Raw genomic sequence first — 21,631 nt, 5'->3', positions numbered from 1 at the left:
CCGCCCGGCCCCCGCCCCCCCCCCCCACCCCCCCCCCCCACCCCCCCCCCCCCCCCCCCCCCCCCCCGGCCCCCGCCCGCTGCCGCTGCTGCGGCCCGTCGCCCCCGGCACCCGCGACCGCAGCGCCGCGCTGCACGCCGTCCCGCTGTCCACCGCCACCGTCGAGGGCCTGCGCGCGCTCGGCGCCCGGCACGGCGCCACGCTGTTCGCCGTCGTCCTCGCCGCGGCCTTCGCCACCCTGCGCACCGCCGCCGGCCAGGACGACTTGGTACTCGGCTGCGCCAGCGGCCAGCGAGCCCGGCCCGAGCTGCGCCGCACCGTCGGCCTGGGCGTCAACACCCTCGCGGTGCGGGCCGAACTGGCCGGGGAGGAGCCCTTCACCGAGGCGCTCGCCCTGGTGCGCGGCGCCCTCCTGGAGGCCCAGCAGCACCACCAGGTGCCCTTCGACCTGGTGGTCGAGCGGCTCGGCGCGGCCGCCCGCGGCGCCGACGGCACCCCGCTGCTCTCCGCCAGCTGCGACGTCGTCCAGCCCGCCACCGGGCTGGCGCTGCCCGGACTCGACGCCGAACACGTCGACGTCGACCTCGGGCTCGCCAAGTTCGACCTCACCCTGGTGCTGGAGGAGGGCCCCGAGCCGCGCTGCCTGGTCCAGCACGACCGGGCCGTGCTGGACCGGGCCACCGCCGCCCGGCTGGCCGGGACCTTCGCCGCCGTGCTGCGCACGGTCGCCGAGGACGCCGAACTGCCGCTCGCCGACCTGCCCGGCGAACTGCTGGTCACCGCCGTCCGGCACCCGGTCCTGGAAGCCCTGTCGGCCGACCCCGGGGTGGCCGACGCGGCCGTGCTGGAGACCCCCGACGGCCCGCCGCTCGCCTACGCGGTGGTGCGCGGAGCGGCCGCCCCCACCGGCACCGACCTGCGCTCGCGGCTGCGGCGCTCCGTGCCCGCCGCCGAACTGCCGCCGGCCGTCACCCTGGTGGACCGGATCCCGCGCGGCGCGGACGGCGCCGTCGACCGCGACCGGCTGCCCGGTGCAGCCCTCCCGGCCCCGGCCGACCGGCCGACCGGCCCGCTCGACCTGGTCCGCGCCGCCTTCGGCGAACTGCTCGGCAGCGTCCCGCCCGCCGACGGCGACTTCTTCGCCCTCGGCGGCCACTCGCTGGTCGCCGTCCAGCTCGCCGAACGCCTGCGCACCCGGGTCGGCCTGCCGCTCACCGGCCTGGACGTCCTGGAACACCGCACCCCGCGCGCCCTCGCCGCCCTGCTCGCCGTCCGCGAGGAGGAGCGCCGGGACGCCCTCGCCCGCACCGGCACCCGGCCCAGCGGTGAGCCCCGCACCGGCACCGTGCTGCTCACCGGCGCCACCGGCGGCGTCGGGGCGGCCGTACTGCAGGAACTGATGGCCCAGGGACGGCCGGTGCGCGTCCTGGTCCGCCCGGAGTCGGCCCACCTGCCGGCCCTGCACGGCGCCGAGATCGCCGAGGGCGACCTCGCCGACCCGGACAGCCTCCGGCGCGCGGTCAAGGGCGTCGACGCCGTCATCCACGCCGCCTGCACCTTCACCGAGCACGAGGTCGACACCGCCGCGATGCGCGCCCTGCTGGACGGCTGGAGCGGCGGCCCGTTCGTCTTCGTCAGCAGCATCGACGCCTACGGACGCCCGGCCGACACCGAGGTCGCCGAGGGCGGCCCCAGCGGTGCGCCGGTCACCGCGTACGGGCAGGCCAAGCTGGACTGCGAGCGGATGCTGTTCGAGACCGCCGAGGCCACCGGCCACGGCCCGGCCACCGTGGTCCGCGCCCCGATCGTCTGGGGGCCGCACCACCGCCTGCGCGACCAGCTCCGCTGGGGCTCCACCGGCGAGCTCTACCAGGCCGCGCTGGCCGGCCGGCCGATAGTGCTGCCCGCGCCGGACGGGCAGGGGGAGTGGAACGGTGCCGCCTGGGTGCACTCCGCCGCCCTGGCCCGCGCCCTCGCCGCCTGCGCCCAGCCCGACGGCCCGGCCGCCGGGCGGATCGTCAACGCGGTCACCGGGCACGTGTCCTGGGCGGAGTTCGGCACCGAGCTGATCCGGCTGCTCGGCTCGCGGAGCGAGGTCGAGCAGAGCCCCGACGCCGACGCGGAGCTGCGGCGCCCGTGGCACTACCGGGCGGAGACCCTCGCGGCCGCGCTGCGGCCGGAGCCGGGGGAGGACTGGCGCGGCGTGCTGGCGGCCATGGTCGGCTGACCCGCAGAGCGGCAGACCGGCTGACTGCTGCTACGGCCGGGCGGAGGGGCTCGTCGCTCCTCCGCCCGGCCGTTCGGCGTTCCCGAGGCGGCCCGCGGCGAGCGTGCGGATCCGCCGGGTGCGCCCGCCCTCGGCCAGGACGGTCAGGCAGGCCGTCGCCGGGCACGTCCCGGCCGCGCGCAGCTGGAGCCAGTCGGAGGCGGTGCGCAGCCGCTCCTCCTCCCACGGCTCGCCGAGGGTCATCGCCCGCAGCAGCGCCCACTCGCCCAGGCGTCGCACGGCGAACCCGTCGGCCGCCGCAGCTGAGGTCAACTCCCGCATCCAGTCCGGGAATTCCGGTGACATCAGCAGCTCTGCCGCCCGCCGGTCCAGGTACTCGCCGACCGCGCCGCTCGCCATCGCCGGATCGGGATCGGCGAGCACCCGCGCGACCACCGAGGCCGCGTCCTGCGGCGCGGCCCCGGCGAGGGCCCGGCGGTGGTGGGCCAGCCGCACGTGCTCGTCGGGATCCGCGCACGGACCGTCCGGATCCACCTGAATTCCTCCTGCCCGCCCGGCCCGACTCCTGCCCGCCTCACCCGACCGGGACCACCCGGGCCCAGTCCGGCGGTGCGGTCGGCCGGTACTCGCCGTCGTCCTCGTCGTACCGGGCCGGTCGCCGGAACAGGCCCACCACCGTACGGCAGGCCGGTGCGACCTCCGGCCACGGGGTCTGCCCGTCGGTCAGCACCACCACGACGTCCGGCCGCGGCCTGGTCCGCAGCGCCGCCGCGAAGCCCGTCCGCAGGTCCGTGCCCCCGCCGCCGACCAGCGGGATGCCCTCCGCCCGGCAGAGCGCGCCGACGGACTGCAGGGCCGCGTCGCAGGACAGCACGGTGACCTGGTCGTGCCGGCCGCCGACCGCCCGGCCGATCGCCGTGACCTCCAGCAGCGCGGTGCCCAGCTCCTGGTCGGAGACCGACCCCGAGGTGTCGATCACCACCGAGACCCGGGGCGGGCGCCGCCGCAGACTCGGCAGCACCACCCCCGGGAGCCCGACCGAGCGCCGGGCCGGGCGGCCGTAGCTGTAGTCCCCGCCCGCGCCCGGCCCGGACACCGCCGAGCGCAGCGCCGCGCCCAGCAACTGCCGCCACGGCTGCGGCGGGTGGAACACCTCCTCGGCCCAGCGCCGCCAGCCCGCCGGGGCGTTCCCGGGGCGGGCCCGGATGCCCTCGGCGACCCGGAAGCGCACGGCGTCCCGCTCCTGCGGGGTCAGCCCGTTTGCGCCGTCCGGGCCGAGCTCCCAGGGACGCTCCATGCCGTCGGCACCGCTGCCGCAGTCCAGCCAGGACAGTCCCGCCTTGGTCAGGTCGATGCCGAAGCCGCGGACGTAGTCCTCCATCAGCCCGCCCTCCGGCAGGTGGAGGCGCTTGGGCAGCACGGCGCCCGCGGGGACGACCAGTCCGTCCCCGAAGGCGTCGTCGTTGATCTCGCAGTCGGCGGCGATGTTCATCCGCACCCGGTCGGCCGGGCCGCGCAGCCCGAGGTCACGGGCCAGCCGGTCGCTGCGCGTGTGATGGTCGCGCAGCAGGTGCGACACCTCGTGCACCCACACCGAGGCGAGGTCCTCCACCGGGGTGCGGTGGACGAACTCCGGTGCGGCGTAGCAGCGCCAGTAGCGGTCCACCGCCATCGTCGGCACCTCCCGGGACTCCACCAGGTGCAGCGCGAACAGCGCGGTCGCCAGGTACGGGCGGGCCCGGACGGCCTGCAGCCGGGCGGCGTACAGCTTGTCGTGGTCCAGCGGGCGCGGTCCGGTCGGCTCTGTGCTGTGCCGGTCCGGGTCCCCGGGCTCGGAGACCGGCCGGGCGACCTTCGGCCTGATCCGCCCGGCGACGTCCAGCGGTGTCGGTCCCGGACCCGTCGGCTTCGCGCCCATCAGCGGCTCTGCGCGGCGGGTCGGCCGGCCCGCCGGGCGGCGGCCTGGTCGGCGGCGCGGTCGGCCCGGCGGGACAGCGCCACCGCGGAGGCGAGGTGTTCGATCGACTCCGGCACCTCCCAGTCCTCCCGGCGCAGCGAGGCCAGCGTGGTGGCCGGCACCACCAGCACGTCCGGCGCGCCGGTCCCCATCGCCCGGACCAGCAGCGCCCAGGCCGCGTCCCAACGGGCCCGCTCCGGGCGGTTGCGCACCGCGGCCACCACCCCGTCCAGCACCACTTGGCGCAGGTCCCCGCGCTCGGGCAGCACCGCGGCCGCCGGGTCGGCGAGCAGCTGCTCCGGGTCCGGTAGGTCCATCCGGTCCATGCTCGCCATCAGCTCCAGCCCCGGACCGTCCCCGACCGTGCCCCGGACCAGCAGCGACAGCACCTCCCGGGAGGAGCCGGCCGCGGTGGCGAAGGCGATCAGCCGCAGCGTCATGTCCCAGCTCCGCGGGGACGGCCAGGCGCCGCCCCGCTTGGTCTCGTTGGTGGGCAGCCGGTGCACCAACTCCGGGCGGGCGGTCAGCAGTTCGCAGACCGCCCGGCGGGCGAGCCGGACCGCCGCGGACAGCTCCGCCGGATCGAGCCGCGGCAGCGTGGCGACCGGCCACACCCCGCCGAGCCCGCGCACCACCACCTCGTGGTCGTGCACCCACTGCAGGTGGACGAAGCGGTTCGCCAGCGGCGGGCTCAGCTCCCACCCGTCGGCCGCCGAGGAGCGCGGGTTCGCCGCGGCCACGATCCGTACCCCCGGCGGAAGTCGGAGCGCACCGATGCGCCGTTCCAGGACCAGTCGGAGCAGCGCGGCCTGGACGGCGGGCGGCGCGGTGGACAGCTCGTCCAGGAACAGCAGCCCGCGCCCGGCCCGGACCAGCCGCACCGCCCAGTCCGGCGGCGCCATCGGGACGCCCTGCTGCGCCGGGTCGTCGCCGACGATGGGCAGGCCGGAGAAGTCGGACGGCTCGTGGACGCTGGCGATGACGGTGGTCAGCGGCAGGTCCAGGGCCTCGGCGAGCTGGTTGAGCGCCGCGGTCTTGCCGATGCCCGGCTCGCCCCAGAGCAGCACGGGCAGGTCGGCGGCGACGGCGAGGGTGAGCGCCTCCAGCTGGCTGTCGGGGCGCGGTTCGGTGCGGGTGTCGCCGAGCAGGTCGAGCAGTTGGCGGGCGACGTCGAGCCGGGCGGGGGTGGGGGCGGGGGCGGACGTGGGCATGGGTGATCACCTCGGGAAGTCGTAAGTCGTAAGTCGTAGGCCGTAAGTCGGATGACGGTAGCGTGACGTCGGCAGCGTGAAGTCGGCGGTGCCGCAAGCCGGTTCGGCGCGCCGGTTCAGCGCGTGGCGGTGCGCCGGGGCCGCGGGAAGGGGTAGTGGCGGGCGCTGTACTTGGGGAAGCCGAAGCGGTAGGGGCGGTAGGAGAGCCGACTGCGGACGGCCGCGGCCCGCTGGTCGGGAGTCAATCCGGCCCGGTAGCGGCCGTAGGCGATCCGGCGTTCCGCTGCGGCCGCGAGTTCGTCCCGGAGCGGGCCGTCCCGCAGCGCCGCCTGCGGGCCGAGCAGGCCCTCGACCACGGCCAGTGCTCCGGCGGTGTCGCCGTGGTTCAACCGCTCGCGCACGTCGGTCAGTTGGGCCGGATCGCGGTGCGTCTGGTCGATCGCGCGCAGACAGGGCAACGGCCGGCCGGACAGCGCGACGAGCAGCTCCTCGCGGCGCAGCTCGGCCGGGTCGTGGTCGAGCGGGGTGAGCACCCCGTCGACCACCGCGATCCGGTGTCGGGCGCCCTGACAGTCCACCAGCCTTTGTCCGGGCGGTGGTTGGGGCCTCGGATCGTCCCGGTGCCCGGGTGCCAGCGCGGCCGCCACCAGCGGATGCAGCCGGTCCGGCTCGATCGCCCCGGCGCGCAACAGGTCGAGGTCGGGCAGCGCCCAGGTCGCGGCGTCGGGCAGCAGCGGCAGCGCCCGGACGTCCCCGACGGCCTCCTCGACGAGCCCGTCGGGCCCCAGCAGCAGCCGCTGCCGGTGCCCGAGTCGCACCAGGACGGGCCCGGCGGGGCGCCCCTCGGCGTGCCGCAACAGCTCGGCCTCGGCGGCCCAGCGATCGGTCGCGCAGAGCGGTTCGTGCGCGCCGAATCCGCCGACCGGCAACCCGGGCCCGGACCATTGTCCGGGCCAGGCTACGGCACCGGCGCGCAGCGCCAACTCCCCACTGCGCTCGGCGTCCCACAGGTGCCGGTGCAGGTCGAGCCGGAAGCGGCGGCTGGGCCGGGGGCGCGGATGCCGGGCCGGTCCGGGGTCGGAGCCGTCCCAGAGCGCCAGGGCGATCCGCTGCCCGAACTCCGCCCAGGCGGGCGGTGTCCGGACCACCAGGTGGAGCGGACGCTCGCCCGGGTAGCGGGCCAGCGGCACGGTCAGGCCGGCGCGCAGCCGCCCGTCGGGCGCGGTGCGGGGCAGGTGCCAACGCAGCAGGTCCGGCGCCAGGTGGCGCAGGTCCTCGCGCAGCCGGTCGGCCAGGTGTCGCCCGTGGGTGCGTGCGACGTCCCGTGGCCGGAAGTCGACCTCGACGTTGGCGGCGGCGCAGGCGCCGGCCCAGTCGCCGGAGAGGCGGCGCGCGGTGGCGGTTTCGATCATGGAGGGCGGCACGGCGTACTCGCGTACGCGCCGCCAGAAGGAGAGACGGGAGTCGTCCCCGTTCGCGGTGTGTGGGTGCATCAGCACTCACCTTGCGCGGACGGGACCTCCGATCCGGAAGAGGTGAAAGTGTTCATCGCCGGGGAGCATAGCCCCCGTCGCCGCCGCTTGGCCACACCTTTCGGCCGGTCCGGCCGCCGGCGCGCTCAAGAACCGCTGGAGGGCAGGTCGAAGCCGGTGGTTCGTGATGGCCCCGATGTGTTCTGGTGGAGGACGGAGAAGGCGCGGCCCCGGACGGTCGTGCCGCTCTCGTCGGGGGACGGGGTTCGGCGGGCGCTGGGGCGTGAGCCGAGGGACTTCGCGGACTGTGCGCGGGCGGCGGACGCCACCGGTGCACGGACCGCGGGAGGTAGTGAACGCCTGTCGGAGCTATTGTTCAACAGTAGTCGTCCGTACGGCAGTTCAGTTGATCGTCGGCGCCGGGCGGCGTCGGCCGCCGACCGTCCCACCCGGCCGCGGGCCGGGCGGGCGGTACGGAGGCCGACGCCCCGGGTGCCGGGGTGGTCCCCGCGAGGGGCGGGGACCGGGGAGAACCGAAGGATGACCGATGCGCTCCGACCAGACCGCAACTCCTGCTTCCTACACCGCTCAAGCGGCCCGTGACAGCTACACCAGAGGAGGTGTCCCGCCGGTGGCATCCGTCGCCCGCAGCAAGGCCGCCGGTCCCGTGTTGGTGGGTGCGACCATCGCGATGGGGCTGATGGCGGGGCTGTTCTTCGCCTTCGACGTGTCGGTGATGCCGGGCCTGGCGGCCGGTGACGACCGGACGTACGTGACGGCGATGCAGCACATCAACAAGTCGATCGAGAACGGCATGTTCGGTCTCGTGTTCGTCGGTGCCTTCGTGGCGACGGGCGTCGCCGCCTGGCTGCAGCACAAGGCGGGCCGGCGGCAGGCGGCGCTGTGGGCAGCGGGGGCGACCCTGCTGTACGTGGTGGCGCTGATGGTGACGATGGGCGTCAACATCCCGCTGAACAACGACCTCGCGGCGGCGGGTGACCCGTCGCAGATCCACGACTTCGCGGCGGTGCGGACGAAGTTCGAGGGGACGTGGGTGGCGGCGAACATGCTGCGGACTGCGCTGTGCACGGCGGGTCTGCTGGCGTTGACCCGTTCCCTCGTCCTGCACGGGCGCGACTCGCGCTGAGCCGTGCCGCCCGCCGAACCGGTCAGCGAGCCGGATTGACCGGTGCGGCAGTGCAGTTGGAGCCCCCGGCGGATTCCGTCGGGGGCTCCCGGCCTGCCCGCACGGTCAACCCGCCGCCCGGCTGGCCGATTTCACCCCTGTCGGTCCGCCGACGGGTCGCGCCCCCGGCGGTGGGCGGCGCAGACTGGCCGGTACACGGACGTTCCGAGGTCAGGGGGCAGAATGGGCTCATCACCGGTCGGACGCAGGGCGGTCGGACGGATCCGGACCGCGATCGGCGCCCTCGCCGTCGCGCTCCTGGCGGCGGGCGCGGTCGCGGTGCCCGCCGATCCGGCGGAGGCCGCGGGGAGCCGGGGCGGCAAGGTGGTCTACCTCACCTTCGACGACGGCCCCAGCCCCGTCTACACCCCTCAGATCCTCTCGATCCTCAACCGCTACGGGGTGCACGCCACCTTCTTCGAGCTCGGCGAGAACGTCGCCGCCCACCCCTCGCTGACCGCGCAGGTCGCCCGCCAGGGCCACAGCGTGCAGAACCACTCCTGGTCCCACCCGGACCTGCGCCGGCTGTCCGGCTCCTCCTTCGACTCCCAGGTGGGCGGCACCGATCGGGCCATCCGGGCGCAGACCGGCCGGACCCCGAAGTGCCTGCGCCCGCCGTACGGCGCGGTCAACGGCGCGGTGCGCTCCCGGGCGGCGGCGCTCGGCAAGCAGGTCGTGCTCTGGTCGGTCGACCCGGCCGACTGGTCCCGGCCGGGGACGGCGGCGATCCGCTCGCGGGTGCTGGGCAACGTCCGCCCGGGCTCGGTGATCCTGCTGCACGACGGGGGCGGGAACCGCGCCCAGACCGCCGCCGCGCTGCCGGCGATCCTGTCCACCCTCAAGGCGCGCGGCTACAGCTTCGCGACCCTCTGCTGAGAGTTCTGCTGAGTGCGGGTGACGAGTACGGCGGAACACGGCGAGGGGCCGGCCCGGGCGCACACCCGGGCCGGCCCCTCGCGAACTCGCCGGTCAGCTCTGCCCGTTGAGGATCAACGCCCAGGCCAGGCACCCCAACGCCGCCGTGCACAGCAGCGCACGCAGCACGTTGAAGCGGACCCAGCGGGCCTCGAAGCGGCCGCGCACCGCCACCGGGTCGGCGATCCGCTGCGGCGCCCCGGCCTTCGCCAGCTCGTCGTTCAGCGGGATGTTGACCGAGCGGGTGACCCCGATCGCCGCGACGTACAGCACCAGGGCGGCGATCGTCGCGGGCAGCACGTCATGGCCGTCCGAGGGCAGGTGCAGGGCTACCGCGGCCGCCGTGGTGAGCAGGGCGCCGACGAACCCGAGCACGAACCAGCCGTTCAGGATCGCCACGTTGACGCGCTGCATCACCTCAATGAACGTCCGGTCCTCGACCCGGGCGAGCGCCGGCATCACCGAGCACGCGAAGGCGTAGAACAGTCCGGCGGTCAGCCCGCAGGTGACGGTGGCCGCCACCAGGACGAGTGTGCGTGCCGTTTCCATTGTCGCAGCCCCTCTGTTCGCTTGCGCTGGGTATCGGTCCGTTCCCCGTGGGTCGATCATCCGGCATCCGGGCCGTTCGGGCCAGCTCGATCGCTCAAGACCCTCTCAAATGACGAACCGTCAAATGATGTCCTGCCGTCTACACTTGGCGTCATGGACACTCTGACGGGACTCCTCGACGGCCCCAAGGCCCGTGGCGCGTTCCTGCTGCGGTCGATCCTCACCCCGCCCTGGTCGTTGCGGATCGAGGACCGGGCCCCGCTGTCGGTGGTGACGATGGTCCGCGGCGAGGCCTGGATCCTGCCCGAGCGCGGGACGCCGCTGCTGCTGCACCCCGGGGACGTGGCCATCGTGCGCGGCCCCGAGCCCTACACCGTCGCGGACGACCCCGACACGCCGGTGGACGTGATCGTCGGCCCGGGCCAGGTGTGCACCAAGGACGGGGTGGACGTCTCCGAGGTGATGTCGCTGGGGGTGCGCACCTGGGGTCAGGGCCGGGAGGGCGACCAGGCCTCCTCGGTGGTGCTGTCCGGGACGTACCAGGCCGAGCACGAGATCGGCCAGCGGCTGCTGGGCTGCCTGCCCGCACTGCTGGTGCGCCCGGCGGGCACCGGCGCCGATGACACCCTGGTGCACCTGCTGGCCGCCGAGATAGGGCGCAACGAGCCCGGCCAGGAGCTGGTCCTGGACCGCATCCTCGACCTGCTGGTGGTCTCCGTGCTGCGCTCCTGGCTGGCCGCCCCCGAGTCGGGTGCCCCCGCCTGGTACCGCGCCCAGCACGATCCGGTGGTCGGCCCGGTGCTGCGGATGATGCACGACGACCCGGCGACCCCGTGGACGGTCGCCGACCTCGCCCAGAAGGTCGGCGTCTCCCGGGCCGGCCTGGCCCGCCGCTTCACCGCCCTGGTCGGCGAGCCCCCGATGGCCTACCTGGCCGGCTGGCGCCTCGCCGTCGCGGCGGACCTGCTGCGCGAGCCGGAGTGCACGGTCGCGTTCGCCGCGCGCAAGGTCGGCTACAGCAACGCCTTCGCCCTGTCGGCGGCCTTCAAGCGGGTGCGCGGGGTGAGCCCGCAGGAGCACCGCCGACTGGCCGCGAACGGGACTCCGGCGCAGCCGGTGGGCTTCTCGGGGCCGGCGGAGACGGTGATCCTGGCCGGCTGACCGCCGGAGGGGGCGCCCGACTCTCCCCGGCATCGGCCCTTTTGCCGCGTCGGCACTTGCCTAATAGGTCTAGGTAATCCCATACTGCTCATAGGAAGCGGCACCAACGAACGAAGAAGCACCATGATCACCACCCCCGTCACCGAATCCCTCCTGCACGGCCACCTGGACGTCGAGCACACCGGTCGCGGGCTGATCCCGCACCGTCTGCCCGCCGACGCCCGCCGTCGGATCCCCGACGAGCAACTCGCGATCGCCGAGTCGCAGCCCTCCGGCGTCCGACTGGCGTTCCGCACCCGGGCCACCACGCTGGCGCTCCACGCCGTCCCCACCAAGCGCGTCTACCCGGGGGTGCCCGACCTGCCCGACGGGGTCTACGACCTCCTGGTCGACGGTCGCCCGGCCGGCCGGGCCGTCGTCCCCGGCGGCAACCTGCGCACCGTCGACCTCGCCACCGGCCGCACCACCCTGACCCAAGGCCCGCCCGGCACGGCCCACTTCACCGATCTGCCGGCCGGTGACAAGAGCGTCGAGATCTGGCTCCCGCACACGGAGACCACGGAGCTGATCGCCCTCGACTCCGACGCCCCCGTCACCCCGGTGGCGGCGGCCACCCGTAACCGCTGGCTCCACCACGGCAGTTCGATCAGCCACGGCTCCAACGCCGAGCGTCCGACCGGGACATGGCCCGCCCTGGCGGCGCTCGCCGCCGGCCTGGACCTCACCAACCTGGGCTTCGGCGGCAGCGCGCTGCTCGACCCCTTCACGGCCCGCGTCATGCGGGACACGCCCGCGGACGTGATCAGCGTGAAGATCGGCATCAACCTGGTCAACGCGGACGTGATGCGCCTGCGGGCCTTCGTCCCGGCGGTCCACGGCTTCCTGGACACCATCCGCGACGGGCACCCGACCACGCCACTGCTGGTCGTCTCGCCGCTGCTCTGCCCGCTTCAGGAGCACACCCCGGGGCCGCTCGCACCCGACTTCTCCTCCGGGACCCTGCGCTTCCGCGCGACGGGCGAACCCGGGGGCGGGCGCTTGACGCTCTCGCTGATCCGGGAGGAGCTGGCGCGGATCGTCGAGGCCCGGGTGGCGGAGGGGGACCCACACCTGCACTACCTCGACGGCCGCCTGCTGTACGGCGAGGCCGACTACGAGGAGTTCCCGCTCCCCGACGGTCTCCACCCCTCGGCGGAGACCCACCGGGTGATCGGCGCCCGCTTCGCGCGGCTGGCGTTCGCCGAGGGCGGCCCGCTCGCGGTGTGAGGACCTGCGGTGCGGCGCCTTCGGGTGTGGCGAGTTCGGGCCTGACGACTGCCCCCGTCCGTTGTCCGGGCGGGGGCGGTTCCGTGTCGTCGCTCAGGTCTGCCGGCTGTTCGGGGGGAGAACGAGGGCGGTCACCAGGATGCCCTGGCGGGTGGTCCAACGGCCCTGCCGGGGTTGGGGGTTGAGAGGGTGGCGGGCGGTGAAGGTGCCGTCGAGGCGGAGCGTGACGGTGATGGAGGCGAGTGCCGTCCAGGTGTGGGTGAGGGGGTAGAAGGCCTTGTAGGTCGCCTCCTTGGCGCTGAACAGGAGGCGGTCCCAGGGGACGGTGCCCTGGGGGAGCCGGGCCAGCCGGCGGTGTTCGGCGGCCGAGGCGGTGAGGTGGAGCGTGCCGTGGGGGAGCGGCTGCTGCGGCTCGGCGTCGATGCCCAGCGCGGCGTACCGGATGGTGCGGGTCGCGGCGCAGGCGGTGTAGCCGTCGCAGTGGGTGATGCTGCCCGTGGTTCCGTCCGGCCACCCGGGTGCGCCGCCACGGCCGGGCAGCAGGGGGCGGGCCGGCACGTCGAGCTCGGCGAGTGCGCTGCGGGCGAGGACGCGGGCGGCGGTGAACTGCCGTTGCCGGCGCGGTGATCGGCCCTGGATGTGGGCGACCTCGGGCCCGATCAGAGCCCCGGTGGGCGGGGGGCCGAAGGCCTCGGCGCAGTTCACGTCGGCGGGCAGGAGCGTGCCGACGGTGCTGGTGGTCACGGGCGGTTCCTTCGGGGTGGGTCCTTCGGTGGGGGTGGTGGGTGCCGCCCGTGTGGGGGTCGGGCGGCGGGCCGTGGGGGTTAGGGGTTGGTTGGGGGGTTGGTTGGGGGGTTGGTGGGGGTGTGGGTGGTGGTGTGGTAGTTGGTGAGGTCGAAGGTGTGGGTTTGGTGTTGGTAGCGCCAGGTGTAGGTGGGCCAGATGTTGGGGTTGTTGCCGTGGTTGTCGGTGTACCAGCTGGTGCAGCCGCCGGTGTTCCAGACGGTGTTTTGGAGGCGTTGGGTGAGGGTTTTGTTGTAGGTGGTCTGGGCGTGGGGGAGGACGTCGGTGCTGGTGAGGTGGTGGGTGGTGAGGGTTTTGAGGGCGGAGAGGATGTAGGTGATCTGGGCTTCGATCATGACGGTCTGGGAGGAGTGGCCGAGGGTGGTGTTGGGTCCGAGGATCATGTAGAGGTTGGGGAAGCCGTGGATGGTGGTGCCGCGGTGGGCGGTCATGCCGGTGCGGTGCCAGGTGTGGGCGAGGGTGTGGCCGTCGGTGCCGTGGATGCGGTGGGCGATGGGGCGGTCGGTGGCGGTGAAGCCGGTGGCGAGGATGATGGTGTCGATGGTGCGGGTGGTGCCGTCGGTGGTGGTGATGTGGTCGGGGCCGATGGTGGTGATGGTGTCGCTGATGATGTCGACGTTGGGTTGTTGGATGGCGGGGTACCAGGTGTTGGAGAAGAGGAGGCGTTTGCAGCCGACGGTGTAGTCGGGGGTGAGGCGTGCGCGCAGGGCGGGGTCGGGGACGGATTTCTTGAGGTGGCCGGCGGCCATGTTCTTCATGCCGGTGGTGCGTCCGGGTCGGGACATGAAGAACGCGACGATTTCGCGGCCGTTCTTGTTGAAGGCGCGGCGGAAGCGTTGGTAGCCGGGGAGGTGGCGCAGCATCCAGGTGTGGCGGGGGGTGTTGGGTTTGTCGGGTTTGGCGGCGATCCAGGGGGGTGTGCGCTGGTAGAGGTCGAGGCGGGCGACGTGGGGTTGGATGTGGGGGACGAACTGGATGGCGGAGGCGCCGGTGCCGATGACGGCGACGTTGCGGCCGGTGAGGTCGTGGTCGTGGCGCCACTGGGAGGAGTGGAAGAGGGTGCCGGTGAAGGTGTCGAGGCCGGGGATGGGGGGCAGGGCGGGTTCGGAGAGGTAGCCGGTGCCGGTGACGAGGATGCGGGCGGTGTAGCGGCCCTGGCTGGTGTGGATGTCCCAGTGGTGGTGGCGGGTGTCCCAGTGGGCGGCGAGGAGTTCGTGGTTGTAGCGCAGGTGGGGGGTGACGCCGTGGCGTTTTGCGCAGGTGTGGAGGTAGTCGTGGACTTCGGCCTGGGTGGCGAAGGTGGATTTCCAGTCGGGGTTGCGGGCGAAGGAGAAGGAGTAGAGGTGGGCCTGGACGTCGCAGGCGCAGCCGGGGTAGGTGTTGTCGCGCCAGGTGCCGCCGAGGTCGTCGGCGCGTTCGAAGACGAGGAAGTCGGTGTGGCCGGCCTTCAGGAGGCGGATGGCGGTGCCGAGGCCGGAGAAGCCGGCGCCGATGACGGCGACCTGGAGGTGGCGTACGGGGGGCTGGGTGTGGTGGTGGGGGGCGGGCGCGGCGGCCGTGCCGGTGCCCGTGTCCGTGCCGGTGGCCGCGGTGGTTCCTGCGGTGCGGGTGTCCGTCGTGCGGGTGTCCGCGGTGGCCGGGGTGGCTGTACTCACGGTGGCGGTGGTGGTGTTGGTGGTGCCGGGGGTGGTGGTGGTCATGGCGTCGGTCTCCCTGGGGTGGTGGCGGGGGGTCAGGCCCGGCGGGTGAGGGTGACGCGGAAGTTGTTGAAGATGTGGTCTTCGAGGGTGTAGGCGAAGATGTCGAGGTAGCGCTCGAAGCGGGCGACGGTGGTTTCGTCGGCCATGGCGACGGCTTCGTCGCGGCGGGCGGCGAGGAGTTGGAGCCAGGCGCGGCAGGCGCGGGCGAAGGATTCGGGTTCGTTGCGGATCTCGGTGACCTCGAAGAGGCCGTCGAGGCCGGCGGCGAGTTCGGGCAGGCGGGGGATGTGGCAGCCTTCGAACTCCTCGCGCTGGAGGAACTTGAGGTCGTCCAGGAGCTGGCGGCGCAGTGGGGGGTTCTCGACGGTCATGGTGTGCAGGACGAAGCGGGCGCCGGGCTTGAGGAGGGAGTGGACCTGCTTGAAGAAGACGCGGTAGCGCTGGGTGCGCTCCTTGGGGGTGAGGGAGGACAGGACGAAGTGTTCGAGGGCGTTGATGCAGAACGCGGCGTCGTAGGGCTGCTGGCCTTCGGGCAGGCGGTGGTCCTCCCAGCTCTCGACGCGGGCCTGGATGGCGGGGTTGCCCAGGGCGGTGACGAAGTCGGCCTGGGTGCGGGAGAGGGTGACGCCGACGGCCTGCTTGACGCCGTGGACGGTGGTGAGGCGGTTGAGCATGGTGCCCCAGCCGCAGCCGATGTCCAGGACGCGGTCGGTGTGGGCGGCGCGGGCGAGGTCGGTGAAGACGTCGAGTTTGCGTTCCTGGGCCTCGTCGAGGGTGGCGACGAGGTCCTCGCCGTCCTCCCAGTAGCCGCCGGAGTACATCATGGTGGGGCCCAGGATGAGGCGGTAGAGGTCGTTGCCGACCTCGTAGTGGTGGCGGATGGCCTCGACGTCGGGGTTGATGGTGCGGGCGTCGACGGTGGTCATGGTGGGGCCTTTCGTGGGTGGTGGATGGACGGGGGGACGCGCGGTGCCGGTCTGGGTGCCGGTGTTCCCCCGGGTGGTCCGGGACGCGGTGCCCGCGTGAACTGTCCCTGCGGGCAGGGCTGTTGACCGGTGGCACTGGTGGTGCCGTGCCGGCGTGGGCCGGCCTGCTGGCACCGGCGCTGGGGGGGTGTCCGCTGGTGTGCGGGCGCCGTGGCGCGTTGTGCGGTGGCCGGGTCCGGGTTCGGCACCCTGTTTCGGGTGCTTCCGGCCCGGGGCCGGGTGCCGCTGATCGCGTGAACTGTCCCTGCGGGCAGGGCTGTTGACCGGTGGCACTGGTGGTGCCGTTCCGGCGTGGGCCGGCCTGCTGGCACCGGCGCTGGGGTGGTGTCCGCTGGTGTGCGGGCGCCGTGGCGCGTTGTGCGGTGGTCCGGTCCGGGTTCGGCACCCTGTTTCGGGTGCTTCCGGCCCGGGGCCGGGTGCCGCTGATCGCGTGAACGCGCCCTGCGGACAAGGCTGTCGGACGGTTCTGGTGGGGACCTCTGTTGTGGCGTGGGTCGGGGTCAGGCCCGGCCGGCCGCTGTTGTGGCGCGTTGTGCGGTGGCCGGGTCCCGGGTTCGGCACCTCGTTTTGGGTGCTTCCGGCCCGGGAGCCGGGTGGCGCTGGTCGTGTGAACCGGCGGTCTGGGTGCGGCTGTTGAGTGGCCGTCCGTCCGGCACGGTGTCCAGTCCAGTCCAGTCCAGTCCGGTCCGGTCCGGTCTGGTTCGGTCTGGTCCTGGTTCGGTGCTGGTTTGGTGTGGGGCCGGCATGGTGTCCGGTCCGCTGCTGGTGTCTGTTCCGGTCTGTTCCGGGTGTGTTCCGGTGTGGTGGGGCTGGGTGGTGGCGGGTCGGGCGTGGTGCGGTGCGGGTGTGCGGGTGCGGTGTGTTGTGGGTCAGGTAAGCGCGCTGGTCGCAAGTAGTGCGCAAGTGCGGGGGCGTGGGGTGGGTTGCGGGGCGTTTGCGTGGGGGCGGGTTTCATGCGGTGTCGACAGGACGTGCGGTTCGGGCCGTGTGGGTCCTTCGCCGGGTTGTCCTGGTTTCCCTTCCGTCGTGAGGCGGTGGGTGGCCGGGCTCCGGCGCGGGTTCCCGCCCAGGTCCCGTGCCCCCGCGGTCCCCGTGGTCCTTCGCGGTCCCCGTGGTCTCTCGTGGTCCCGTGTTCTTTCCCCGTTGTCGTTCGGTGTCGTGTGTGTCCGTGCCTGCCGGTGTGGTGCCGGTGGGGATGGGGGTGCGCGGGTGTGTGTGCCGTGGCGGGGGTGGGGCGAAAAGGGGGGCGGGGTGTTCTGTCGGTCCTGTGGTATCCGTCGTATTCGCCGCCTCTTCGCGGCCTTCCCGTTCTTCCCTCCTTCCCTTGTGTCGTGGTGGGTGTGTTCCGGGTCCGTTTCGCGGGCCGGGGGCGCCCCCCCCGGGGCGGGGTGTGGGGGTGGTGGGGGGCCGGCCGGGGGGCTTGCTGGAAGGAACTGATCACTGATGTCCGAGATCCCCACCGTGGAGGACCTGGCCGCGCAGCTTCAGGCGGTCTCCGGCGCGGCCGTCGTCGACGCGGACGCGGCGTTGCAGCACATCGCGGACGTGGACTCGCTGGACCTGATGGAGTGGCTGTACGGGTTCCAGAACCAGTACCCGCACATCCCGGCCGACGAGTCGCTGTTCGCCGACATCGACGACACCACGACGCTGCGGGTGGTGCACGAGCGGATCCTGGCGCTCGTGTCCTCCTCGGGTTCCTGACCGGGGCCCGGGCGTGCGCCGGGTACGGGCCGTACGGGCCACCGGCGGTGCACGGGCCACCGGCGGTGCCGGTCCTGCCGGGCCTGCCGGTGGGACCGTGCGGGCCGGCGGGACCGTGAGGACCGCGGGCGCCGCGGGCGTTGCGGGGCCTGTCCGGGCCGACGGCGCCGTGGGGTCCCACCGGGCGGATGACGCCGTGCGCGTTGCGGGGCCCGCCTGGGCCGTGAAGAGCGCGCGCGCCGCAGGGCCTGCGGGTGCCGTGAGCGTTGCGGGGCCCGTGAGTTCCGTGCGCGTCATGCGTGTCGTGGGGCCTGTCCGGGCCGACGGTGCCGTACGTGCCGGGGCCGTGGAGACCGTGAGTGCTGTGGGGCCCGTGAGTGCCACGGGTGCCGTGAGCGTCGCGGATGCGGTGCGTGCGGTGATGCCTGCCGTGCCTGCCAGGTCTGTCGTGCCTGCCAGGTGTGTTGTGCCCGTCGTGCCTGCCGTGCTTGCCAGGCCTGCCGTGCCTGCCGGGCGTGTTGTGCCCGTCGTGCCTGCCGTGCTTGCCAGGTCTGTCGTGCCTGCCAGGTGTGTTGTGCCCGCCATGCCTGCCGTGCTTGCCAGGCCTGCCGTGCCTGCCGTGCCTGGCAGGCGTGTTGGGCCCGTCGTGCCTGTCGTGCGTGTTGGGCCTGTTGTGCCCGTTGAGTGTGTGTGGATCGTGTGGACTGTGGTGTCCGGGAGTTGGGGAAGGAGGGGACGCGGATGAGTGGGTTCGGTGTCACCGGTTGGGGGATGTCGGTTCCCGAGACGGTGGTGACCAGTGCGGAGTTGGCGGAGCGGTTCGGGGTGGACGAGCACTGGATCGTGTCGCGGTGCGGGATCCGTGAGCGGCGGGCGGTGGGTGAGGGGCAGACGACGGCGTCGATGGCGGTGGAGGCCGGGCGTCGGGCTCTGGAGCGGGCGGGTCTGTCGGGTGCGGACATCGCGCATCTGATCGTGGCGACCGCGACTCCGGAGCAGCCTTCGCCGGCGACGTCGGCGTTCGTCCATGACGCGTTGGGTGTCGCGGGCAGTGCGCACGACGTGAACTCGGAGTGTGCGGGTTTCGTGTACGCGTTGGTGAGTGCGATCGCGTTGATGCGGATGGATCCGCGGCCGGTGTTGGTGGTCGGTTCCGACACGCACACGCTGACCGCGAATCCGGCGGACCGGGACCTGTCGATCCTGGTGGGTGACGGGGCGGGTGCGGTGGTGCTGGAGCCGGGGCCGGTGGAGCGGTTGCTGGCGTGGAACCTGGGTGCGGACGGCTCGTGCAAGGACTCTCTGAAGGTCCTGGCGGGGGGTTCGCGGATGCCGACGACCGCGCAGACGGTGGAGCGGGGTCTGCACTACGCGCAGATCAACGGTAACGAGATCTACCTGAACGCGGTGCGGTACACGGTGCGCACGATCCGCGAGACGCTGGAGCAGGCGAAGCTTGAGGCGCACCAGGTGGACCACGTGGTGCCGCACCAGGCGAACATCCGGATCATCAACTCGGTCCTGGCGCACACCGGGATCCCGTCGCAGCGGCTGGTGACGAATCTGGAGCGGTACGGCAACACCGCTTCGGGGTCGATCCCGATCGCGTTGTCGGAGGCGTTGGACGCGGGGCGGATCCGGGAGGGCGAGAAGGTGCTGCTGGCCGGGTTCGGCGCGGGGATGACGTGGGGTTCGGTGCTGCTGGAGTGGGGTGGTGTGCGGTGAGCGCGCAGGGTGCGGTCTTCGGTGAGCGCCCGGCCAGTCCGGTGGCGCTGGTGACGGGGGCCTCGGGGGGGCTGGGGCGGGAGCTGGCGCTGGAGCTGGACGCGGCGGGCTGCCGGGTCGCGGTCCACTACAACAGTTCCCGGGAGCAGGCCGAGGAGGTGGCGGGCAAGCTCGTCAACGACCATGTGCTGGTGACCGGGGACGTCGGTGACTGGCAGGCGGTCACGGCGCTGCACGCCCGTGTCCGCGAGGCGCTGGGCGAGGTGGGTGTGCTGGTCAACAACGGTGCGATCCGCCGGGACTCGCTGATGGCGATGCAGGATCCCGCGCAGTGGCGCCAGGTGGTGGACACCAACCTGGTGGGGGCCTTCCACACCGCGCGGGCGTGTGTGCCGGCGATGCTGCGGGCCCGCTGGGGACGGGTGGTCAACATCGTCTCGCCGTCCGCGCTGATCGCCACCCCGGGGCAGACCGCCTACTCGGCGTCCAAGGCGGGGCTGATCGGGATGACCCGCACGCTGGCCGCGGAGTGCGGGCGGCGCGGGGTGACCGTCAACGCGCTCTCGCCCGGCTTCATGATCACCGGGATGACGGACACCCTGCCCGCGCACGTGATCGACGCCATGCGCGAGCGTATCCCGGTGCCGAGGTTCGTCACCCCGCGTGAGGTGGCCCGTTCCATCGGTCTCTTCCTGGACCAGGACTGCATGACCGGCCAGGTCCTGAGCATCGACTCGGGCGCCTCCATCACCTGACCCCCGCCCGCCCGGGCGTCCGGGCAGGGCGGGCGCGGGCGGTGTGCCCGCGGGCCGTGCCGCCGTCCGGCCCCCGCCCCCGCCCCGGCTCCTGCCGGCGGGCGGGGGCCGACGCGTCGCCCCGCCCCGCCCCGGGCCCCCGGTGCCCCCCGGGGGGTGTCCGGGCGCTCTCCCGTTTTCCCGGCACGGTCCCGGAGGTCCCGCCGTGCGGGCGGCTGCCGGGGGACGTTTGTGTCGCGGCGGTGGTGAACGTGGTGAACGCGGTGTCCGCCGTCGGCCGTGACGTCCCGTCACCCGGAGTGCCCCGCCCCGCCGTGCGGGCGGCCGCCGGGGGCCCGTCGCGCGCACCGTTTCGCGGGTGGCCGCGTCGTGGTGTCGGACGACGGGCCCGTGGCGTCATCCTGTGATTCCGTGGGTGGGGTTCTTCGGGCTTCGCGGTCCGGGGGACCAGGGGGCGGTACGGGTGTTGCGCGGTTGTCGGGGTTCCGGTCCGGGTGCAGCGCCGCTGCCGGGGCCGGCGGGGTGCGGTGCGCGGCGGCGGGGTTGCGGACCGCCCCGACCCCGTCTCGACCTGTCCTGGTGGGGTCTGTCGTGTCCCGGTGCGGGTGGAAGGGGCGCGGGCGGGTGCGGTGACGGGCGCGGGGCGTGGTGGTCGGGGGTGTTGTCAGCCGTTCTGGCCGCGGGGCCGGACGACGAGCTGGTTGACGTCCACGCCCTCGGGCTGGTTGACGGCGAACACGATGACGTCGGCGATCTGTTCGGGGGTCAGGACGGGGGAGGCCTGGGGTGTGCCGCCGCGTTCGTCCCAGAACGGGGTGTCGACCACGCCCGGTGCGACGAGGGTGACGCCGACGTGGTCCTGGGTGACGAGCTGGCGGACGTTCTCGGCCAGTGCGTGCGCGGCCCACTTGGTGACGGAGTACAGGTTGCCGGGGGTGTTGCGCACGCCCGCGACGGAGCCGACGACCACGATCCGGCCCCGGGAGGCGCGCAGGTGGGGCAGTGTCTCGCGGACCAGCAGGGCCGGGCCCAGGACGTTGGTCAGGACCATGGCCCGCATCGCCTGGGGGTCGTGGTCCTCCAGGGTGCCGGGCAGGGAGTAGCCGGCGTTGGCGATCACCGTGTCCAGCCGGCCCCACCGTTCGACGGTGCGGCGCACGGCCGAGGCGACGTCGTTCTCGTCGGCGGCGTCACCGGGGAGCGTCAGCAGCTGCTGCCCGGCGTCGGCGCAGGCGGCGAAGGCGGCCAGGCGGCCGGCGTCGCGGCCGGTGACCGCGACCGGGTGGCCCTGGGCGAGGAGCGCCCGGGCGGTGGCCGCTCCGATGCCGCTGGAGCCGCCGGTGATCAACGTGACACGTTCCATGGGGCGTGATGCTACTACGGCCGATCATGGGGGTCGGCGGTGAACGGGCGGCGCCAACTGCGCTGGCGTGGGCCGCAGTCGCACCGCCCGGGCGGCCCGCACGCCCGGGTGCCGCCCCACGGCGGTGAGGCGCCGTCATCCCTCCCCGGGTGCCCCGCCCGGTCCCGGGGCCGCGGCGTCCTCGACGGCCGTGCCGGCCGGGGAACGGCCCGAGGCCCGGCCCGGCCCGAGGCCCGGCCCGGCCCGAGGCCCGGTGCGGTCCGAGGTCCGGTGCGGCCCGGTGCGGTGCGGCCGGGGCGAGCGCGTGAAGCCTGTGCGACTCCTGACTCCTGACTGCTGGGGTCCGGCCGTCCAGGGGGTCGGCCGGTCCTCTCGCGGGACCCGCCCGGAGCCGGCCCGGGCCGAGGTGGCCCGTGCCGGGCGGGGGGCGGTCCGGGGGAGTGGAGCGCGACCTGCCGTCACCGGCGCGGGCGTCGGGGCGTCGTGGTGCTGTGCGGGCGGCGACGGTCCTCGGCGTGGGGTGTCAGCGCGGCGGGGGGGGGGGGTGGGGGGGGGCGGGGGGGGCGGGCCCGGCGGCCGCCCGCGCGGGGGGCGGGCGGGCCGGGGGGCCCGGGGGCGCCGGCCGGCCGCCGGGGCGCCGGCGCGGCGCG

17 protein-coding genes are annotated in these 21,631 nt (G+C 74.2%); 8 read left to right on the top strand and 9 right to left on the bottom strand.

Going from position 1 to position 21,631, the window contains the following annotated elements; all coding sequences use genetic code 11:
• On the top strand, positions 1–2,227 hold a 2,227-nt coding region (locus tag ABTZ03_RS40235; RefSeq protein ID WP_350518193.1), incomplete at its 5' end, for a condensation domain-containing protein.
• A 30-nt stretch (positions 2,228–2,257) separates the two neighbouring features.
• Here ABTZ03_RS40235 and ABTZ03_RS40230 read toward each other — a convergent pair.
• The 4 genes from ABTZ03_RS40230 to ABTZ03_RS40215 all read right to left on the bottom strand — a co-directional run bounded on the left by ABTZ03_RS40230 (position 2,258) and on the right by ABTZ03_RS40215 (position 6,888).
• Entirely contained in the window at positions 2,258–2,761 is a 504-nt protein-coding gene (locus tag ABTZ03_RS40230; protein ID WP_350518192.1) for a hypothetical protein, read from the bottom strand.
• Positions 2,762–2,801: 40 nt separating this feature from the next.
• A complete protein-coding gene (locus ABTZ03_RS40225) occupies positions 2,802–4,145 on the bottom strand; it encodes a vWA domain-containing protein (RefSeq protein WP_350518191.1) in 1,344 nt (447 codons plus the stop codon).
• A complete protein-coding gene (locus ABTZ03_RS40220) occupies positions 4,145–5,395 on the bottom strand; it encodes an AAA family ATPase (RefSeq protein WP_350518190.1) in 1,251 nt (416 codons plus the stop codon). The genes ABTZ03_RS40225 and ABTZ03_RS40220 overlap by 1 nt, the downstream gene beginning before the upstream one ends.
• Positions 5,396–5,511: 116 nt before the next feature.
• The gene (locus ABTZ03_RS40215) at positions 5,512–6,888 is read right to left on the bottom strand and encodes a hypothetical protein (protein ID WP_350518189.1); all 1,377 of its coding nucleotides are present in this window, start codon (positions 6,886–6,888) and stop codon (positions 5,512–5,514) included.
• 526 nt (positions 6,889–7,414) lie between these two features.
• Here ABTZ03_RS40215 and ABTZ03_RS40210 point away from each other — a divergent pair.
• Both ABTZ03_RS40210 and ABTZ03_RS40205 read left to right on the top strand, forming a co-directional pair.
• Complete coding sequence (locus tag ABTZ03_RS40210; protein WP_350518188.1) at positions 7,415–8,014, top strand: anthrone oxygenase family protein; 600 nt, start codon at positions 7,415–7,417, stop codon at positions 8,012–8,014.
• 222 nt (positions 8,015–8,236) lie between these two features.
• Complete coding sequence (locus tag ABTZ03_RS40205; RefSeq protein ID WP_350518187.1) at positions 8,237–8,929, top strand: polysaccharide deacetylase family protein; 693 nt, start codon at positions 8,237–8,239, stop codon at positions 8,927–8,929.
• A 93-nt stretch (positions 8,930–9,022) separates the two neighbouring features.
• Here the strand turns inward: ABTZ03_RS40205 and ABTZ03_RS40200 are convergent, their stop codons facing one another.
• Positions 9,023–9,517, bottom strand: a complete 495-nt coding sequence (locus ABTZ03_RS40200) for an anthrone oxygenase family protein (RefSeq protein ID WP_350518186.1) — start codon at positions 9,515–9,517, stop codon at positions 9,023–9,025.
• A gap of 153 nt (positions 9,518–9,670) precedes the next feature.
• Between ABTZ03_RS40200 and ABTZ03_RS40195 the strand changes: the two genes are divergently transcribed.
• Positions 9,671–10,678 carry an AraC family transcriptional regulator gene (locus ABTZ03_RS40195; protein ID WP_350518185.1) on the top strand — a complete coding sequence of 336 codons (1,008 nt, stop codon included), beginning with the start codon at positions 9,671–9,673 and terminating at the stop codon, positions 10,676–10,678.
• Between the two features lie 123 nt (positions 10,679–10,801).
• A complete protein-coding gene (locus ABTZ03_RS40190; RefSeq protein ID WP_350518184.1) occupies positions 10,802–11,944 on the top strand; it encodes a GDSL-type esterase/lipase family protein in 1,143 nt (380 codons plus the stop codon).
• A gap of 93 nt (positions 11,945–12,037) precedes the next feature.
• Here the strand turns inward: ABTZ03_RS40190 and ABTZ03_RS40185 are convergent, their stop codons facing one another.
• The 3 genes from ABTZ03_RS40185 to ABTZ03_RS40175 all read right to left on the bottom strand — a co-directional run bounded on the left by ABTZ03_RS40185 (position 12,038) and on the right by ABTZ03_RS40175 (position 15,374).
• Positions 12,038–12,688, bottom strand: coding sequence for a 4'-phosphopantetheinyl transferase family protein (locus tag ABTZ03_RS40185; RefSeq protein ID WP_350518183.1), 651 nt, complete (start codon positions 12,686–12,688; stop codon positions 12,038–12,040).
• A gap of 80 nt (positions 12,689–12,768) precedes the next feature.
• Positions 12,769–14,448 carry a flavin-containing monooxygenase gene (locus ABTZ03_RS40180; protein ID WP_350518182.1) on the bottom strand — a complete coding sequence of 560 codons (1,680 nt, stop codon included), beginning with the start codon at positions 14,446–14,448 and terminating at the stop codon, positions 12,769–12,771.
• A gap of 32 nt (positions 14,449–14,480) precedes the next feature.
• Positions 14,481–15,374 carry a class I SAM-dependent methyltransferase gene (locus ABTZ03_RS40175; RefSeq protein ID WP_350518181.1) on the bottom strand — a complete coding sequence of 298 codons (894 nt, stop codon included), beginning with the start codon at positions 15,372–15,374 and terminating at the stop codon, positions 14,481–14,483.
• A 1,503-nt stretch (positions 15,375–16,877) separates the two neighbouring features.
• Between ABTZ03_RS40175 and ABTZ03_RS40170 the strand changes: the two genes are divergently transcribed.
• The 3 genes from ABTZ03_RS40170 (at position 16,878) to ABTZ03_RS40160 (ending at position 19,618) form a co-directional block, all read left to right on the top strand.
• Positions 16,878–17,138 carry a hypothetical protein gene (locus tag ABTZ03_RS40170; RefSeq protein WP_350518180.1) on the top strand — a complete coding sequence of 87 codons (261 nt, stop codon included), beginning with the start codon at positions 16,878–16,880 and terminating at the stop codon, positions 17,136–17,138.
• 741 nt (positions 17,139–17,879) lie between these two features.
• Positions 17,880–18,863 (top strand): 3-oxoacyl-ACP synthase III family protein, encoded by a 984-nt coding sequence (locus ABTZ03_RS40165; protein ID WP_350518179.1) that lies wholly within the window; start codon positions 17,880–17,882, stop codon positions 18,861–18,863.
• Positions 18,860–19,618, top strand: coding sequence for an SDR family NAD(P)-dependent oxidoreductase (locus ABTZ03_RS40160; RefSeq protein WP_350518178.1), 759 nt, complete (start codon positions 18,860–18,862; stop codon positions 19,616–19,618). The genes ABTZ03_RS40165 and ABTZ03_RS40160 overlap by 4 nt, the downstream gene beginning before the upstream one ends.
• 664 nt (positions 19,619–20,282) lie before the next feature.
• Here ABTZ03_RS40160 and ABTZ03_RS40155 read toward each other — a convergent pair.
• Positions 20,283–20,981 (bottom strand): SDR family oxidoreductase, encoded by a 699-nt coding sequence (locus ABTZ03_RS40155; protein ID WP_350518177.1) that lies wholly within the window; start codon positions 20,979–20,981, stop codon positions 20,283–20,285.
• Between the last annotated feature and the right edge of the window lie 650 nt (positions 20,982–21,631).

This window comes from Kitasatospora sp. NPDC096077 (assembly GCF_040303245.1).
Classification (GTDB): domain Bacteria; phylum Actinomycetota; class Actinomycetes; order Streptomycetales; family Streptomycetaceae; genus Kitasatospora.
This window is presented reverse-complemented; position numbering and strand designations above follow the sequence as displayed.